Raw genomic sequence first — 17383 nt, 5'->3', positions numbered from 1 at the left:
ACCAACAAGCGCCAGCTTGTTATGGTTTGTATGCTTGCCCGGGATTGCCTAATTGGGATGCACGCAGTGAATCCATTTATAGGAAGGAAACAAAAAACCAACAAGCGCCAGCTTGTTATGGTTTCCATGCTTGCCCGGGATGGTCTAATTGGGATGCACGCAGTGAATCCATTTATTGGAAGGAAACAAAAGACCAACAAGCGCGAGCTTGTTATGGTTTGTATGCTTGCCAGGGATTGCCTAATTGGGATGCACGCAGTGAATCCATTTGTTGGAAGGAAACAAAAGACCAACAAGCGCGAGCTTGTTATGGTTTCCATGCTTGCCCGGGATTGCCTTATGGGATGCACGCAGTGAATCCATTGATGTGAATGTCTCTTTCTCCGTTGAAACACCCCGTTGATTAATGTTTACGGGGCTTTGTTTTTATAGGTGACAGTAGATTATTCAAAAGTGTACGCCAACTTTACTGGACCGAATCTATTATACTTCCACAGCTCATCATTTGCTCTCCATAGTACGGATTCCGAATTTCCTTTTGATTGCTAAGCCAAAATGCCCCCTTATTGTTATCGGCCATTGGACACTTTTGTACATATAACTTCTCTGATAACCCTTTTGTATTTTTGGCCAAAGGCACAAAATTTTCATTTAATATAACGAAGAGGGAACGTTGGTTCTCCAAGTCGGGATTATCCCCAATGGCATCCAGCATTTCAATACTCTTCGTTAGGTGAGCTTTTTCCATTTTGCCCAATCCATCTTTAGTTATCGATTTTAGTTTTTGGGAAGTCGATTTCGCTAAAGCAGAAACTTGCTCGGAATTACCTTCAACAAAGGCATTCTTCATATCAATATAATGATCAATTGCATCCTTAAAACTTATCTGAAATGCTTGGGGCAATGTTATTTTCATAACAGGCGCTTCTGGCTCAGTTGTCATCTTGTCCTTGTTCATCATGGATTTTTTACCTTGTAACTGTGCAGCTGCATCTACTGTAAAGGTTCCGTTGGTTACGATTTCATCGCCATTTTCCAACCCGGAAACAACCGTGAAAGCATCTCCATTTCTATTGCCAAGGGTAATTTCCCTCATTTTAAATACAGGTTCGTTGGGATTGGTCTTAATATATACCAATGAACGTTCCCCTGTCCACATAACGGCAGTAGCAGGAATGCTTAATTGCCCAGATGGACTGGTTGTGAAACTTTCAATTTTCCCAGATACGAACATTCCAGGTTTGAACAATCGGTCATCATTCTGCAATACGGCGCGAATGGCAACCGTTCTGGTTCTTGTATTTAGAACAGGGTCTATAAAGGAAACACTTGCATCAAACACTTTGTTGGGATAGGCATTGGAAATTATTTTAATTTTTTGACCTACCTTGAATTGTGCTATTTGATTCTCGTAAACGTCGAATTCGGCCCAAACCGAATTTAAGTTACTTACCTTTAAAATAGGCAGCCCTTGTTTAACATAGTCTCCTTCCGAAGCCAGTTTCTCAGAAACCGTACCCGAAACGGTTGCATAAATTGGGAAGTTTTCAAGTACTTTTCCTGTATCCTCAATGCTATTGATTTGCCTTTCCGTAAGCTTCCAAAGTTGCAACTTATTGCGTACAGCTTTATATAATTCTTGCTGTGTTTCCTTTAAGGATGCAGCAGTAATCAATTCCTGCTGCGCTGTAACAAGATTGGGCGCATATATGGTAGCCAACAGTTGACCTTTTTTCACCTCTTGTCCAACATAGTCGATATTAAGACGTTCTATCCTACCATCAAAATAACTGGCCTGAATGGCATTGGATTCCTCGTTCATTTTTATTTTTCCTGATATGGAAATAATATTTTCGCTATCAGAAGTAGTAGTGCCGACTTTTATCGTTTGAACGTTGGCCAAGGCCATAGCATTCTTGGTCATTTTTATTTCGTTCAAGGCAAGTCCATCAGCACTTGTTTCCGCAGTTATCAGATCCATACCACAAATAGGACAGTCCCCTGGTTCCGGTTGCAGAATCTGTGGGTGCATGGAACAGGTCCACATTTGGGCCACGGATTCTCCTGAGTGATTGTGGTCTTCCGAAATATTGGAATTCACTGTATTTGTAGTGGATGTTTTTGTTGATCCTCCAAAAATGAGGTAACCGGCAAATAAACCAGCAATCACGGCTATTCCAATGTATAAAACGTTCTTATTCATGATATTTATTTCAGGGTATTATTTATTGTTTTCCAATCTGTTTATCATTGCCTTCATTTCTTCAATCTCTTTTTTTTGGGCTTTAATAATATCTTCTGCCAATTTTTTGACCTCTGGATCTTTAATGTCGGCCCGCTCACTGGTCAAAATTGCTATCGAGTGATGAGGTATCATCGCTTTCATCCAAAGTACATCTCCTATTATAGGGGCTTGTGCTCTTACCAAAGTCAGTGCAGTGGTAAAAAGCACTATGCTCCCCAGTACAATGGCTATGTTTTTCTTATTATTCCTGTACATACTGCGCATTGCAACAAACATAATTATCGCCATTGCAGAAATGCCCAAACAACTCATATAGAACCGTGTAAGACTAAAATATACATGATCCATTTGGTAGGAGTTTAAATACATTGTAATGTACATGGCTACAAATGATGCGGCCAACATTAAAACAAATTTTGTGTATTGGTTCTTACCATTTTTGTCTTTATTTTCCATTGTTTTAGATTTTAAGATTAATAATTAAATTCTCCTTTTTTGTATGGGAATGGATACCAAATCAGAATCTACTAAATACAGAATTAATCCCATGTGCCGAATTGGCCGGTGAAAGAATCAATATATTTTTCCTACTTTCATCTAGTTTATCTCTTTCTGTACTTTTCCACAAGCCAACATTTTACTACCATAATATGGATTCTTAATCTCTTTACTGGTACTCAGCCAAGCCGTACCCTTATCGTACATTGGACAGAACTGCTCGTACAATTTTGTATTGGTTCCAGTGATGGCTACCATTTCCGTAACGTCCTTGCTCAAAACTTTGAAATGCTCGCGTTGAAGATCTATAGGGCTTTCTGCAATTTGTTCTGCATGTTCCATGGCCTCTTCAATGATGTCCTGTAATTCTGATTGCTCCGTATCGGAATAGGCGGTGATATCAAAATTTTCCAATGCGACAAGCAACTTTTTGCTTGTATTGACTGCTGCGTCCGTATCATCTGCTACCAGTGCATCCTTGAGCGATAAATATCCATTTACCACAGCAATTGCTTTTTCATCCTGCGCAATATTCTCTGTATTACCCTGGGCAGTTGCAGTCTCTTGGTTTATTTCATTACTTATTGGTGCGGTCGATTCTTTTTTGTTTTCGTCCTTACAGGAAGAAAGGGATATTATTGAAATCGCTGCAATTGTTAGGGTAATATTTACATTTCTTTTCATAGGTTTTGGTTTTAAAAGTTTCTGTATTAAAATTAATTTAGTAATTGATAATCAATTGATTGATATAAAATTTTTATTGATTCGTTAGATAGTTTATTAGGGCCATTTGCCCAAAATAGGCTTTAACGGCCTCTATTTCGTTTATCTGGAATTTCAGTTGCAATTCCTGAATGTCCAGTACATCATTAAAATCAATGGTACCCGTCTCATAATTTTTCATTAGGATTTCTTCCGCATTCTTGGCCTGTTTTAGATTGATCCGTTGGGTATTATATTTTATACGCGCTTCATTACGACCAGACTCTGCCTTGGCCAATGCTGATTGAAGCAGATTAAATCGCTCGTTTTTTTGCAATTCGGTTTCTTTTAGGCGCATTTCGTTTTGTTTGGAAACAGATTTAATACGATTGTTGAAAATAGGGATCGAGAAAGTAAGCATAGGCATCACAATATCTTTCCCATTGTCGTCAAAACTCATGTCCGGTCTTTCCTGAATGGGAATGTAATCCAGTCCAAAACCAATATTGGGAGCCCCATCCTTTTTATTGAGCAATTCTGATTGAACTATGGATTCAAACATTTCATCATACTTCAGGATTTCAGGATTAAGTTCCAATCCATTCCCCAAGTAAATAGGGTCTTCCAAGGGAAGGGTCATTTCAGGAACAACATCAATAGACATGGTCTCCTTTCTATTTAAAAGATTGTTGAAATTAGTTTTTTCGGCCAAATAATCCTGATCCAAAATTGCCCTTTGTTGACGCATTTCATTTTGCCGTATTTGTAATTTCAAAACATCAACGGCCGAGGCCTTACCTACTTCAACTGAAGTCAATGCCAATCGCTCATAGGTCTTCAGTAATTGTATGTTCTGGTCCAGTACCTTTTGCTTAGCCTCAATGGCATACAATTGGTAATAAGATTGGGCTACAGCAAGCGCCAATTTGCGTTTGGCTATAGCTATTTCAATATAATCCACATTGGACATGGACACAGCATAATTTTGCCGCGCCGTTATGGTTCCAAACCAGGGCAACATCTGTGATACCGAAAACCGTGCGCGTTGTGCTCCTGTTCGTGTTTCTGGTTCACTTACGAAATAGCCTGCGCTCACCGTGGTGTTGGGAAGGGTATTTACCTCGTTCACCTTCTCTTGGGCAATGCTGTATTTCAGATCAAAGGCCTGTATCTGTGGATTATTTACCTGGGCCTCCTTAATATAGGATTGAAGATCCTGTGCTTTCGCCCAAGTGGAAACCATTAAAAGACAGATGATGAATGTTATATTTTTCATTTGCTTGCTCGTTTTAATTGAAATTCCTTTTTCCAGCTGTACAATACCGGCACAATAAAATAGGAGGTGATATCTATGACCATTCCACCGAAAATGGGGATTGCCATGGGTATCATAATATCACTGCCTTTTCCTGTAGAGGTCATTACGGGCAAGAGGGCAAGGATAGTAGTGACCGTTGTCATTAAACAGGGTCTAATACGTTTCTCTGCCGCCTCCAATGCCGCTAATCGAATTCCTTTTTTATCCGTTGGATTTTCACGGTCAAAAGTTTGAGTAAGATATGTGGCCATGACTACCCCATCATCTGTAGCTATACCAAAGAGAGCAATAAATCCTACCCATACAGCCACACTTAAATTGATGGTTTTCATATTGAACAAATCCCTTAGATTTTCTCCGAAAAAACTAAAGTTTAAAAACCAGTCTTGACCGTAAAGCCATATCATGATGAATCCGCCAGCAAAAGCAACCGTAATTCCCGTAAATACCATTAGGGAGGTTGCTACGGATCTAAACTGAAAATACAGTATCAAAAAGATGATTATTAATGCCAACGGAACTACTATGGATAGCGTTTTTTCCGCTCGCAATTGGTTTTCGTAGGTTCCTGTAAATTGATAATTAATTCCCTTGGGCACCACTAGTTCACCACTATCTATTTTTCCCTTGATTATGGCCTGTGCATTCTCCACAACGTTTACTTCTGCAAAGCCATCAAGTTTATCGAACAAAACATACCCAACCAGGAAGGTATCTTCACTTTTAATGACCTGTGGCCCCTGTTCGTATCTAATATTTACCAATTGGCCCAAAGGCACAGGACTCCCCTTTTCCACCGGGACATAAATATTTTCAAGATCTGATGGATTTTCCCGTAATTCCCGTGGATAACGTACCCTTATAGAGTACCTTTCCCTGCCTTCCACGGTCTGTGTCAAGGGCATTCCACCAACTGCTACCTGCAGAATTTCCTGTACGTCCATAATAGATATGCCATAGCGCGCAAGTTGATCGCGATCGATATCTATTAATAAATAGGGCTTACCAACGATACGGTCTGCAAATACGGCCTGTTCTTTTACGCCATCCACCTGTTTAAGGATTTTTTCCAACTCCAGACCAAAGGCTTCTATTTCCCGTAAATCTTGACCCTTCACCTTAATTCCCATAGGTGCACGCATACCCGTTTGCAACATCACCAAACGTGTTTCTATGGGTTGCAATTTAGGAGCAGAAGTAACACCTGGAAGTTTTGTTACCCTAACTATTTCATTCCAGATATCGTCTGGCGAATTTATTTTAGGTCGCCAGTTTCTATAATATTCGCCATTGTTGTCAGGAACAAGGTCACCTCTTGTCACCGTTGTTTGCAGTTGGGACTCTTCATAATGTATGTCATCGTCCAATTCATTATTGGGATTAATAATAAAATTGCCATTTTTTAGTACAAACAGGCCATCTTCGTTTACTTGATATCGCTGTCGCTCCCCGGCCGAATTACGCATGTACTCCGATTTGTACTGAATTACATTTTCGTACATGGAAAGCGGTGCGGGATCCAAGGCCGACTCCGTGCGTCCGGATTTACCTACTACGGTTTCAATTTCCGGAATGCTGGCTACGGCCATGTCCAACTGCTGTAGTACACGTTTATTCTCTTCTACACCTGCATGTGGAAGAGATGTAGGCATTAATAAAAATGACCCTTCGTTCAGGGCGGGCATAAATTCCTTGCCCGTATTTTTCATGATAATAAATCCCAAGGTCAAAACCGTTGTAGGAATTATCAGGAAGAGCAATTTATTGGCCAAGGCCCATTGAAGTATACGGGAATAGTAGTTTCTGAAAATTGTGAAAGTCCCCAATAAACCAAAGCAGATAATACTAACAAAAATAAGGTTCATGATTATGCTTCGATCAAAGCCAAGGGGTCTCCAATAAACGGCAAGAAGGAGTACAATGGCAACAACCGATATAATAATATTGATCAAATTTGCCCTTTTAGGCGAAATTTTCCCTTGAATACCTAAAAACGCAGTGGCAGCAAAAACTATAAGAATAAGTCCCAGCCAATATCCGTAAAAAATTGCTGTGGACCCAAGTGCAACTAGGACAACATTAAGAACATATTTGGAATTTCTCTTGAGGTTGGTTTTCTTAAAGAGTACTGCCGCAAAAGGGGGAATTAAAAAAAGTGCTATAATCAGCGAGGCCGTAAGCGCCATGGTTTTGGTGAAAGCCAGGGGCCGGAAAAGTTTCCCTTCCGCACCTATCATGGTAAAGACGGGTATAAAACTAATAATAGTGGTAAGTACAGCAGTTAAAATGGCACCAGAAACTTCTGAAGTGGCATTATAAATAATTTCGTTGATGGAAAAGGTGGTTCCATTTTCGCTATGGCGCAATTTCTCATCTTCCAAATGTCTTATCATATTCTCGGCGAGAATCACCCCCACATCCACCATGGTCCCGATTGCTATTGCAATACCTGATAGGGCAACAATATTGGCATCTACATTAAAAAGCTTCATGGTAACAAAAACCATTAATACGGCTACTGGCAATAAACCGGAGATTAGAATGGAAGCCCGTAAATTGAATATCATTACAATTATGACCAGGATAGTAATGAGAATTTCCAAGGTCAAAGCTTCATTAAGTGTCCCCAAGGTTTCATGTATCAATTCCGTTCTATCGTAGAAAGGTACAATGGTCACTTGGGAAGTCCTACCATCCTCCAATTGCTTGGAGGGTAATCCTGCAGCCAATTCCTCGATTTGCTTTTTAACATTGTTAATGACCTCTAGAGGGTTTGAGCCATACCTTGCTACTACTACCCCACCTACTACTTCCGCACCTTCCTTGTCCAATATTCCACGACGAGGTGCCGGTCCCATATGTACCTTCCCCAAATCCTTAATACGAAGGGAGGTAAAATTTTCAGAACTTACTACGGCGTTTTCAATATCCTCAATAGACTCAACATAGCCTAGGCCACGTACCAAGTATTCGGCTTGATTAATCTCCAAGGTTTGGGCACCTATATCCTGATTGGATTTTTTAACGGCTTTTACAATATCGCTCAAGCTTATATTGTACTGCCTCATGATTTCAGGATTTACATCTACCTGATATTCCTTAACATATCCACCAATGGAGGCGACTTCTGAAACTCCTGCAGCAGAAGAAAGTGCATACTTTACATAATAGTCCTGAATACTTCGCAATTCCTGAAGATCCCATCCGCCTGTAACATTACCATCTTTATCGCGACCTTCCAGCGTATACCAAAAGATCTGGCCTAAACCAGTAGCATCGGGACCTAGGGCTGGATTTACATTGTCGGGCAACAGTCCGCTGGGTAAGGAATTTAGTTTTTCCAGGATCCGACTGCGTGACCAATAGAATTCAATATCTTCTTCAAAAATGATGTAGATACTGGAAAAACCGAACATGGAGGAGCTACGGATAGTCTTTACACCAGGGATACCTAAAAGTGAGGAAGTAAGAGGATAAGTAATTTGATCCTCTATATCCTGTGGGGAACGTCCTTCCCACTTGGTAAAAACTATTTGCTGATTTTCACCTATATCTGGAATGGCATCCACGGCCACCGGATCTGTAGGTAAAAAACCTGTATCCCAATTAAAAGGTGCGTTCACAATGCCCCAGCCTACAAAAAGGGTAAGCATTAGAACTGCAACGAGTTTGTTTTCTATTAGAAATTTTATGCCTTTGTTCAGCATGGATTTTGGTAATTAGACAGTTATACATTTGTGTTTTGATGGGCGTACAGAATATTGAACGCAACAAAAGTTGCCCATAACGGAAATACCGTTGGGCTATATCCCGATGGTTATCGGGAACTGTCTAAAAATCAAATTAAATATAACTCGTACAAAACCTGCACGTCCCGTTTCAGAAAGGGCGGCGAATAATCCTTGAAAGATTGGATGTTTTCATCAAAGCCCTCAAAAAGATTAATATACGAGTAAAGGAAAGTAGCAACAAAAGTCTGCTGCTCAAAAGTAAGTTTATCAAACGAAATCTTAAGGTCCTGATTTGCTTCCTTGACCAATTGATGTTCGGTACAGCAAGATTTTGAAGTAATTTTAGTTTCGCAATCTTGTACGGGCTGTTCTTTTTCCATGCCACAGCTATCGGCACTGCTATAGAAGGAAAGATCAACCAAAGAGGCTCCACAATAATGCATATCCATGGTAAACGACATTGTAGTAAACATAACTACAAATGCCATGGAAACCGCCAATACCTTATGGAAGACTTTTTTCATCTAATGCAAAATTATCAAAAAATAATAAGATTAGGCGTTATTAACAAAAGTTTAGCCCTACCGCTTATGTGTTATTGAATTGTCAATGTATTTAAAATCAAAAGAGAAGATACAGTAATGTTGGTCTGTTTAATTATGATACTTAATCTGTATCAGCTTTATTTTTCACATTATATTTTGACTTTAATGTTGATTTTTTCTAGATTTTAAGTTCCTATCTTTTCTAGTATTTCTGCGGGGATTGGCATTTATACGAAATTTTCTGAGGAGTCCAGAGGTGGAAAACCATAACCAAGGGTTTAATATCGGTCATCTAGGACAGCAAACATTTGAATCGGTAGATATTAATCATGTTTTCATTAAATTTGTGGAATTGTTGGCGAGGATATGGATCTTTTTTTTGATTTATTTTTCTTTGAGCACCGCAGCCACACTCAAGTCATGTTTGTCATTAACTTGTATAAACGCTATACTTGGGCGCTCTAAACCATATTCGGTAATTAACAATGACCAAGAAGCTTTTAATTGAATTGCACCTTCTGAAACAAGTACTAAATCTAAAGGAACGGTTATTTGTCTAGTAGTTCCGGCTAGGGTGAAATCGCCCTTTACCCGTACTGTCTGATTACCCCTTTTATCAAAGTTAAAATCATCTATAAGTTTCCCATCAAAAACTACATTGGGATTTTTTTCTATTTGAAGCAGCTCGTACATATGTTCATCACGTTTATCCTTATCTGTCTTTATGGATTTTACAGGCAGCTTAAATGCAACTTTTCCAGTTTCGAAATTGATGCTACCCTGTAATTGGTCCGACTTGCCCATATAGGAATTAAGGGGCATTTTTGCCTTGAAATTGGCATTGCCCTCTGTGGTGGTGTATACCTGTGCATATGAGGTATTGCTAATCAGGAACAGTAACAAAGTAGATACTTGGAAGATCAAGTTTTTGGATATACATAAGATCCTTTTACTTTGAACTTTCATAAATTTCTTCATTAGGATTAGTTTTACTTTCAACGGTTTTTCGACACCTTATCTAAATCCAACATATGGCCAGGACATATTCATCTGGCTTGTTGTGTGTCGACCAACATTACGATTTTATTTTGGAGAAGTACTGTTCATTATAAATGAACATGTAGATCATTACTTTGATAAAAATTTCATTCAATTAAATGCTGCAGCGATTATTTAAATTGAAAGAATTTATACGATACAGCATCTTTAACTAAATATACCTAACTCTAGCAAAAAAATCACGCCTTTCTAAAAAAAAATATATTGTCTTGATCTGTAGGGTTGAGTTTCCATTCCTGGCCAGAATTACCTTTTGGGATTAACCATTGAAGTGTGTTGAATCATTCTTTCGCAGTTTGGTTAATGCAACCTATCCCTTATTGACTCTAAATTCGATAATAATTTCAACATTGCCATCAACATACTAGTGTCTAAAAAGAATATAACCCCTCAGTTAAACAGTATTAATTTGAAGGCACAGAAAACGTTTTTAACATTCCTTTAGACAATGGGTCTGGCACTTCCGCTATTAATGCATAGTTTCCAGGCTTTAAATTAGCAGTAAAATAGGTTGTATCGCCTGCGGGTGCTTCTTGAGTTCCACCAAGAAAAGTGACACCATCCACCCCGTGACCTAATAAACCTGTAGGTGCAGACCAATTCATCCAATTATTCAAAGTGGCTAAATCTGCCGATTCGTCAAGTTTTACCACATGTACATCATGACCTAAAAAATGCTCATGTACTTTTTGATCTTTAAATGCTATTTTAAATATTTGTTTTCCCGATGTTATGCCTGGTTTAAACTCGATACCATTTTCACTAGAAATACTTACACCTACAGTCGCCTCTGGTTCTAACAGGTCATTAGGTGTATTGGAAACAATAATTTCTTTATACATGCCCATAACAGAATGAAACTTACCGTTTTTCATTTTAACATAGCATTCAATCAAATACCTGCCAGGATCCAATTTTATAGTGGACACCGCAGTTTCTTTAGGAGAAACCAAACCTATACCACCCGTAAATTCAACATTGAAAAACCAAGCAGGCAATGAATTAAAAGCGGAAAAGCCTTCTTTATTTTTTCCTTCATTTATCAAGTCCATTCCTTTGTCAAATACAGGAAATACTTGTGCTCTCGTACTGTCTATTGTGATACCCTCAGGATATTTTTCAAAGACAACAAAATGAATTTCGTCTGAGAGGTTTTTATACTTAAAGGTATTCCATCCAGACGGAATGGTATCCACCATTTGAAATTCCATGGCTTGTGTAACAATGTTTATAACGTTGGTTGGTTTTACCTTAGCCTCATTCTCTTGATTAATAATTACTGATTTCGTATTCTTATCATTTTTGCAACCAATAAAAACACCTATTGAAATAATCAATAAAATTAAAGGTCTACCAATACTTTTCATATTTCAAATTTTAACGGTTAATTTAATTATATTTTTTTGTTTCTTTTCCGCAAGAAGTACTAAGTATGCCTATTCAAAAAATGACTATTGTATGTTTTAGCTTTTTTAGTATGCTTTATAGTTGTTATTAGTTAGATAGTTTTCTAAAAAAATAGGCAGCATCTTCGGGTATTTTTGAAACTACCCTATGTTCGTGCTTTTTAAACCAGGAAGCATTTAATCCACGTTCGTGTTCAAGGTCATATTTACCAATAATTTCTGTTTTCACAAAATTCCAACCAGGTTTAAAATCGAGGTCATAAACCACGGTATTTTGTGCTTCTATGGTGTTTGTGCCGTCTCTGCGCACCTTATTTTCTGTTTTTTCGGTCCCTTTCATACTGGCAGCTTCATCTAAATAAGCCCATGAGATTAGATAGCCTTCATCCCCCATAGTCAAGGTACTTTGGTTGGTAAGGTTGTAGGTGACACGTACCGAGTTCCCCAAGGTTAAAGTCCCAATGGTATTCCCCCCTTTTTCAACTGCTATGCTTGTTTTTCCAAAATAACCTGCATCTGGTATGGTATAGATAAATTTGGATATATCCTGAATATCATAAAATACCAAGTTTTGCAGGTTCCCTAATTTTGTCTCGGTCTGTATGGTTTCTGGCAAGTTTATGACAATCTTACCTTGGCCATCAATATGCCCCACTTTTAAGGTTAAGGGCTTGCTTTCATTGTTTTTATAACGATACACCATAACCAAATCAACTGGCCCATGTTCCCAATTTGCAAAAACGTTGTTACTGCTCATAAGGGTATTTTTCCAATACCAATCGTCTTGGTTATTGGTGGTTTCTATATTTTCATTTACGTCTTTATCTTCCTTAATAGATAAAGAACTTGTGTTTTTCATTGTTTCGGCCACAACCTTTGCAGTCTTCATTTTGGAAGTTGACGAACCGTTACAACCGATAAAAACCACTATGATGAATAGTATTCTGTAGTGTTTCATTGTTTTCCTAAGTTTTTTAGTTCATTTAGATTTAGTTCTTGGATAATCTTTTCCAATGTAGCTTCATCTATTTCATTTGTTTTTATGTCTACAGCAAACCGTTCGGCATAAAACATAGAGAGGTCGTACGAATTACTCGATTTTAAGTAGCTCTTTTTTGCTTTCACACCATCAATAAGCACCGTTTTAGTAGATCCCCAAGTATCTTCGGTGTCGTAATCCATTTTGCTCGACATTCGATACGGGCCAACGCCCCCAGCTCCTTTTTCACCAGCACCATCAATGACCATGACACGTATTCTTTTGTTCCCCACATGATAGGTTCCTCCACAAGACCCCATTCCGGGAATCATATTGATCATAGACGATGTAAGCGGCATATTGGCTAATGTCTTTGGCAACCAAGATTCAAATTGTTCTTTAGTAAGCGGTTCCTTATTGCGTAGTAACTTTATATTCTCCTGCATCCCATTAGCCTCATTGGCTACTTTTTTCGCATTTTTTATGATTTGGGTTGTATTCTGAATTTCATTCCCTATTTTTTTTGTTTCTTCTTTGCAGGAATTACTTAATAGTGCGAGTACTATTAGCAATATTTTGTACTTTATAGTCTTCATATATTTTCTTTTTTACAACTAATGATTATTTGAAGTTTATTTTTAAGGCACTTACTCAATTTTAATCTTGACCATATACTTCTTCGCAACGGTTCCAGGTACTTTCTAGGTCTTCGTTCAAATCCCTTATTCTATGATCATTTTCCGCATTGAGCCTTGCTTTTTCATCAGCGGTGCATGGATCGGATGAAATAGCTCAGTTTTGGTTTTTTTATTTTCATGATTTTTGATTTTTATTTGCACGGGAGATTCTCGATTATGAAATTAATTTGATTGGATCTTTTTAACATAAAAATGGGGGAATCAAAATAGGTTATATAATTCATGAGATCTGTAAAGAGATCTTTTTTTTTTATTTTGCCATTCCACATCCGATTCAGGTATAGATTCATAATCCAATAGATCTAACAAGAGGGCATCTAAGTCCAACCCTTCTTTATCGTATGATTTATAATCTTTATCCAATGTTAGAAAGATGTTTAAACTTAAAGAATATGGGTTTCCAAAGACTAAACTCGCTTCTTTGATATTATCTAGTGAATCTTCCAACTCGCGTGTACCAGGAATATAATCTTGTGATTTCAATGAGAAGTACAATTCTAAAATTGAGGTACCATAATAAACTACATCACTATAAAGTTCTTCTGGACAATAAATTCGAGTGCCCGCCGAGAGCACCTGTAATGCCTGCATCTCTAATAGTTGTTTTTTAGCATTACAACTATTTGCCGATTTAATTTTGTGTTGAACTAAATACATATTCAACGCATGATCACCCATCAGATTGATACATCGAATCTCCATTGGCATTTCGCTAGATTCGCTTAGGCTTTGCCCTAATGCCTCTAGCCCCTTATTAATATTTTCAATCGCATACTCTTCTTTTGCTTTCTCAGCGGCATCATCCGCTTCGCCTTTGGCCTCTTGCCGTGCTTTTTTGGTTATTTCAAAGACGCTTCCCCCAATTTGGGCAGAGAGTGTCGATGGCAATACAAACCAGCAAAGGATTAGTAGCAGATATGTTGTTTTCATAATGCGCGTGTTTAACGGTTTACATTTCTCCTTAATAATCGGCTTTGTTGATTGTGATAGGATTTTTTTCCAATTTTGTGCAAATCATGTGCATATTATCGCGCTTACGGTTGTGGGAGATATATTCCATTTCCATAATCATCGATTTTTCATCGAATGGAATAGTGGCATTGTAACCCGTTTTTGGCATTTGCTCCACACTGGAAAACACCCCTACAAAACTTACAGGCGCTTCATTGGTGATATAAAATTTACTGATGCCCTCTTCCTGTTCAATTTGGTATCCACTGCAGTTAAACCCTAAAATAGTCTTATTGGCTAAAGTGGTAATTTTTACGTCTTCTTGGTTTGTGTTGCTTTTAGCCATTTCCTTTTGGGCATCGGCATCAAACGGCATCCGCATTTTCATCGCCATTTTTTGCGTACCATTGTCCATAAAAGTGACCATCGCTTGGTTTTCCATATCGTATACAATAATGCTATTGGCTCTTTCGTCGGCAATGGCATTCCCAAAGTAGGTAGCATCGGGTTGTATATAGTATTTCATCTCCATCTTATCCTTTTTGGTGGTTAAGGACATATCCATGACATACTGAAACTCATACGTATCCGGGATACCTTCCAAGCTTCCACCGAAAATGCTCATTATATTACTTTCCTGAGCCTGTTTTTCTTTTTGGGTGGTTTTTTTGGAAGGTGTATTTTTTTCAGTTTCACCAATAGTTTTGGTATTATCCTTCTTACTATTACCTCCTTTTGTAATAGAATCTATGGTCTTATTTGTGGTTTTGGTAACTTCTTTGTCCGTTCTGTTGAGAATGGTTCTTTCTGCAGCATTTTCAGCTTTCTTCTTTAGCTTTTTAAAGAACTGTGCATTAGCATGTATTCCTATTAAAAAACAAGTTATCATTATAAGCGTACGTTTAGTTTTCATTGCATTTATTGTTCTTGTTGAGATAATTAATTTGAATAAATAATGTGTGTATGTGCCGTTCCATTTTCTTCTTTTAGTAAAAACATATAGTTATCTTGCCCCACCGAATAAAATTTTGCGTGGCTCCAGCCCGAAGTCCATTTAGCATTATTATCGAAAATGATTTCTCCTCTTTGACCGTTGTCTGTAATAAAAAACTGCTTTGCATCTCCGTTTTCTATTTTTAATAGAAATAAATAAGTCTGCGCGTTGGTCCTGTAAAATTCCGCCGTTGTCCATCCTTGGGTCCATTTTTCATCAAAAACTTTTTGGCCAATTGTTCCATCGGTATTTATTTCGTTAATGTGGACATCTCCAGTTCTTTTCTTAATAAGGAACATATAACTTTTGTTATTGGTTTTGAAATGGGAAGCAGTTGTCCACTCTGGCGTCCATTTCTTATTAAATATTAAGTCACCTACCGTACCATTTGAATTTATTCTATTTACATGTACATCTCCTGTCTGGTATTTATATAAGAATAGGTATGTTTTATTCCCAACTGTATAAAATTGGGTTTCACTCCAACCTGAAGTCCATTTTTTGTCGAAAATTCTTTGACCAACCGTACCGTCTGTATTTATTTGATGTATGTGTACATCACCAGTACTTTGTTTTAGCAGAAATAAATAGTTTCTATTGTTGACTTCAAAAAACTTGGCGGATGTCCATCCAGAGCTATACTTTTTATCAAATATTCTTTCCCCTACCGAGCCATCACCTCTCATTTTGTGTATATGTACATCGCCAGTGCTCGATTTTAAGAGAAGTAAATAAGTTTGACCTCCCTGGTTCAAAAATTCTACGCTATCCCATTCTGCTGTCCAGTTATAATTATAAATATTGGGGCCTATAGTGTGTCTTGGTTTACGAAAAGGGTAAAAATTGGAAATAAGGTTTTTATCCATTTCTGAGAGTTGACTGTTCCACGCTACCGAATATTCACAGCTCGTGATGGAATCGGGTATGGGATAATGCATGATAGACTTACTATCGTACGCTGTTGCATTCCCTACGCTGTTGTTGGACAACATTTCTAGATTAGCTTTGGTTCTCTGTTCACTCCAGTCATTTTCCTCTTCATAGTAATCGTATACAGCTTCCCAATCCCAACAAATACCTCCCGTTGGATTTTGGTGTTCATGTTTTAGACCAATGGCATGTCCAAATTCATGAATAGTGGTACGCCTAAAACTAGCGGTACTAGTAGTGTCGGTAAACCATCCAAAATTCATTGTTTGTTCATCTTCGGGATAATTCAATGCATCTGTACCAACTTTAGACCATGACCCTCCTTTTTGAAGCCCGATACGAATATCACCATCTGAGCCATCTATAAACTCGAATTTTATATTTGCATATGTTTCCCATGCTTTGGCATAGTTAATAATATTTGTTTTCACAATATTGGATGGTTTGTCTAGGAAAGACACCTTCAAGGTTTTACCATTTTCCCATAGAAGATCTTTGGATGATACTAAAGCGTTGACTTGAAAAGTAGTTGGTATAATTAAATCTTCTGTCATACAAATTTCTGGAGTCCTAGTAAGATTTTTTTCAGTCTCACCTATTAAAGTAAAATTGGTAATGCCATTGGGGCCATTAGCATTTCTGGCACTTAACGACACCATTTTTGGTTTATAAAATAAGTTTGGTTGTTGATGCACCAGTTGGTCATCAATAAATATTTTGAGTGTATTTTTAGCATAGTCTATCTTAATATGGCGCCAGACCTGCTCCAGTACTTCTAATTCCTTTATTCTTTTTTTGTTGACGACAGATCCGGTGACATTTATACCATGGCGAAAAATCATATATGGATCGGTATGTTTTTTATTTTCGCCATGAACACCAGTTCCTTCCCAAAGGTTGATGATATAATATTGTCTGGTTGACGATGGAACTTTATCAAAAAAAGCATCAAATTCAATGGTAAATTGATCACCTAGATAATTAGTTTCCTTACCATTAACAACAGGCTTCACTACGGTGTACCGGTCAACCATTAATACCTTTTTTCCATCCAGTTCCCCAATAACAGCAGAGCCCTTTACGGCTCCCCACTTGCTTGCCTGATCGTTAATGGCTTCATGGGCAAAGTTGTCGTTTAAGTTTTGAGCGTTCAAGTTTAGCATTGATAGTAGCACTAGTAATATGCCTAAATGATGATGTTTTTTCATAGTGTCCGTAGCATTATAGATCATTCATTTTTTTAATTTTTACAGATTTGCATATCTTATTTTCCAACATAAAGTTGAAGATATACTCCCCTTTTTTTAGGTGGTCTATATTTAAATAA

Annotated in this window: 14 protein-coding genes; 1 reads left to right on the top strand and 13 read right to left on the bottom strand. The window is 37.8% G+C overall.

Annotated features, from left to right (window positions below; translation table 11 throughout):
* Nucleotides 1-357: hypothetical protein (locus tag MWU82_RS04415; RefSeq protein WP_247095370.1), on the top strand; the 357-nt coding region annotated here is incomplete at its 5' end.
* A gap of 109 nt (nucleotides 358-466) precedes the next feature.
* On the opposite strand, the gene MWU82_RS04410 is transcribed toward MWU82_RS04415, so the two are convergent.
* The 13 genes from MWU82_RS04410 to MWU82_RS04350 form a co-directional block, all read right to left on the bottom strand.
* Entirely contained in the window at nucleotides 467-2203 is a 1737-nt protein-coding gene (locus MWU82_RS04410) for an efflux RND transporter periplasmic adaptor subunit (RefSeq protein WP_247095369.1), read from the bottom strand.
* Between the two features lie 18 nt (nucleotides 2204-2221).
* Nucleotides 2222-2701 carry a DUF305 domain-containing protein gene (locus MWU82_RS04405; protein WP_215949842.1) on the bottom strand — a complete coding sequence of 160 codons (480 nt, stop codon included), beginning with the start codon at nucleotides 2699-2701 and terminating at the stop codon, nucleotides 2222-2224.
* A gap of 141 nt (nucleotides 2702-2842) precedes the next feature.
* Complete coding sequence (locus tag MWU82_RS04400; RefSeq protein WP_215949843.1) at nucleotides 2843-3427, bottom strand: DUF3347 domain-containing protein; 585 nt, start codon at nucleotides 3425-3427, stop codon at nucleotides 2843-2845.
* 73 nt (nucleotides 3428-3500) lie between these two features.
* Nucleotides 3501-4721, bottom strand: coding sequence for a TolC family protein (locus MWU82_RS04395; RefSeq protein ID WP_247095368.1), 1221 nt, complete (start codon nucleotides 4719-4721; stop codon nucleotides 3501-3503).
* Entirely contained in the window at nucleotides 4718-8470 is a 3753-nt protein-coding gene (locus MWU82_RS04390) for an efflux RND transporter permease subunit (RefSeq protein WP_247095367.1), read from the bottom strand. The genes MWU82_RS04395 and MWU82_RS04390 overlap by 4 nt, the downstream gene beginning before the upstream one ends.
* A 131-nt stretch (nucleotides 8471-8601) precedes the next feature.
* Complete coding sequence (locus MWU82_RS04385; RefSeq protein ID WP_247095366.1) at nucleotides 8602-9018, bottom strand: hypothetical protein; 417 nt, start codon at nucleotides 9016-9018, stop codon at nucleotides 8602-8604.
* A gap of 405 nt (nucleotides 9019-9423) precedes the next feature.
* Nucleotides 9424-10017 carry a YceI family protein gene (locus MWU82_RS04380; protein ID WP_247095364.1) on the bottom strand — a complete coding sequence of 198 codons (594 nt, stop codon included), beginning with the start codon at nucleotides 10015-10017 and terminating at the stop codon, nucleotides 9424-9426.
* Nucleotides 10018-10502: 485 nt separating this feature from the next.
* Nucleotides 10503-11465, bottom strand: a complete 963-nt coding sequence (locus tag MWU82_RS04375; RefSeq protein ID WP_247095363.1) for a hypothetical protein — start codon at nucleotides 11463-11465, stop codon at nucleotides 10503-10505.
* A gap of 127 nt (nucleotides 11466-11592) precedes the next feature.
* Nucleotides 11593-12462 carry a hypothetical protein gene (locus tag MWU82_RS04370; protein ID WP_247095362.1) on the bottom strand — a complete coding sequence of 290 codons (870 nt, stop codon included), beginning with the start codon at nucleotides 12460-12462 and terminating at the stop codon, nucleotides 11593-11595.
* Nucleotides 12459-13079 (bottom strand): hypothetical protein, encoded by a 621-nt coding sequence (locus MWU82_RS04365; protein WP_215949848.1) that lies wholly within the window; start codon nucleotides 13077-13079, stop codon nucleotides 12459-12461. The genes MWU82_RS04370 and MWU82_RS04365 overlap by 4 nt, the downstream gene beginning before the upstream one ends.
* A 303-nt stretch (nucleotides 13080-13382) precedes the next feature.
* Nucleotides 13383-14111, bottom strand: a complete 729-nt coding sequence (locus MWU82_RS04360; RefSeq protein WP_247095361.1) for a hypothetical protein — start codon at nucleotides 14109-14111, stop codon at nucleotides 13383-13385.
* A gap of 31 nt (nucleotides 14112-14142) precedes the next feature.
* Nucleotides 14143-15045, bottom strand: a complete 903-nt coding sequence (locus MWU82_RS04355) for a DUF4412 domain-containing protein (RefSeq protein ID WP_247095360.1) — start codon at nucleotides 15043-15045, stop codon at nucleotides 14143-14145.
* A gap of 26 nt (nucleotides 15046-15071) precedes the next feature.
* Entirely contained in the window at nucleotides 15072-17288 is a 2217-nt protein-coding gene (locus MWU82_RS04350) for a M12 family metallopeptidase (protein WP_247095359.1), read from the bottom strand.
* Nucleotides 17289-17383: the final 95 nt, after the last annotated feature.

The organism is Arenibacter sp. S6351L, from assembly GCF_023016025.1.
In the GTDB taxonomy this organism is placed as follows: domain Bacteria; phylum Bacteroidota; class Bacteroidia; order Flavobacteriales; family Flavobacteriaceae; genus Arenibacter; species Arenibacter algicola_B.
Note: the sequence above shows the minus strand (reverse complement) of the source record. Positions and strands in the feature narration are given on the sequence as shown.

Bases quoted from the DNA above. Each gene is read 5' to 3' on its own strand.
- MWU82_RS04410 (WP_247095369.1), bottom strand. From the start codon at position 2,203: ATGAATAAGAACGTTTTATACATTGGAATAGCCGTGATTGCTGGTTTA.
- MWU82_RS04405 (WP_215949842.1), bottom strand. From the start codon at position 2,701: ATGGAAAATAAAGACAAAAATGGTAAGAACCAATACACAAAATTTGTT.
- MWU82_RS04400 (WP_215949843.1), bottom strand. From the start codon at position 3,427: ATGAAAAGAAATGTAAATATTACCCTAACAATTGCAGCGATTTCAATA.
- MWU82_RS04395 (WP_247095368.1), bottom strand. From the start codon at position 4,721: ATGAAAAATATAACATTCATCATCTGTCTTTTAATGGTTTCCACTTGG.
- MWU82_RS04390 (WP_247095367.1), bottom strand. From the start codon at position 8,470: ATGCTGAACAAAGGCATAAAATTTCTAATAGAAAACAAACTCGTTGCA.
- MWU82_RS04385 (WP_247095366.1), bottom strand. From the start codon at position 9,018: ATGAAAAAAGTCTTCCATAAGGTATTGGCGGTTTCCATGGCATTTGTA.
- MWU82_RS04380 (WP_247095364.1), bottom strand. From the start codon at position 10,017: ATGAAGAAATTTATGAAAGTTCAAAGTAAAAGGATCTTATGTATATCC.
- MWU82_RS04375 (WP_247095363.1), bottom strand. From the start codon at position 11,465: ATGAAAAGTATTGGTAGACCTTTAATTTTATTGATTATTTCAATAGGT.
- MWU82_RS04370 (WP_247095362.1), bottom strand. From the start codon at position 12,462: ATGAAACACTACAGAATACTATTCATCATAGTGGTTTTTATCGGTTGT.
- MWU82_RS04365 (WP_215949848.1), bottom strand. From the start codon at position 13,079: ATGAAGACTATAAAGTACAAAATATTGCTAATAGTACTCGCACTATTA.
- MWU82_RS04360 (WP_247095361.1), bottom strand. From the start codon at position 14,111: ATGAAAACAACATATCTGCTACTAATCCTTTGCTGGTTTGTATTGCCA.
- MWU82_RS04355 (WP_247095360.1), bottom strand. From the start codon at position 15,045: ATGAAAACTAAACGTACGCTTATAATGATAACTTGTTTTTTAATAGGA.
- MWU82_RS04350 (WP_247095359.1), bottom strand. From the start codon at position 17,288: ATGATCTATAATGCTACGGACACTATGAAAAAACATCATCATTTAGGC.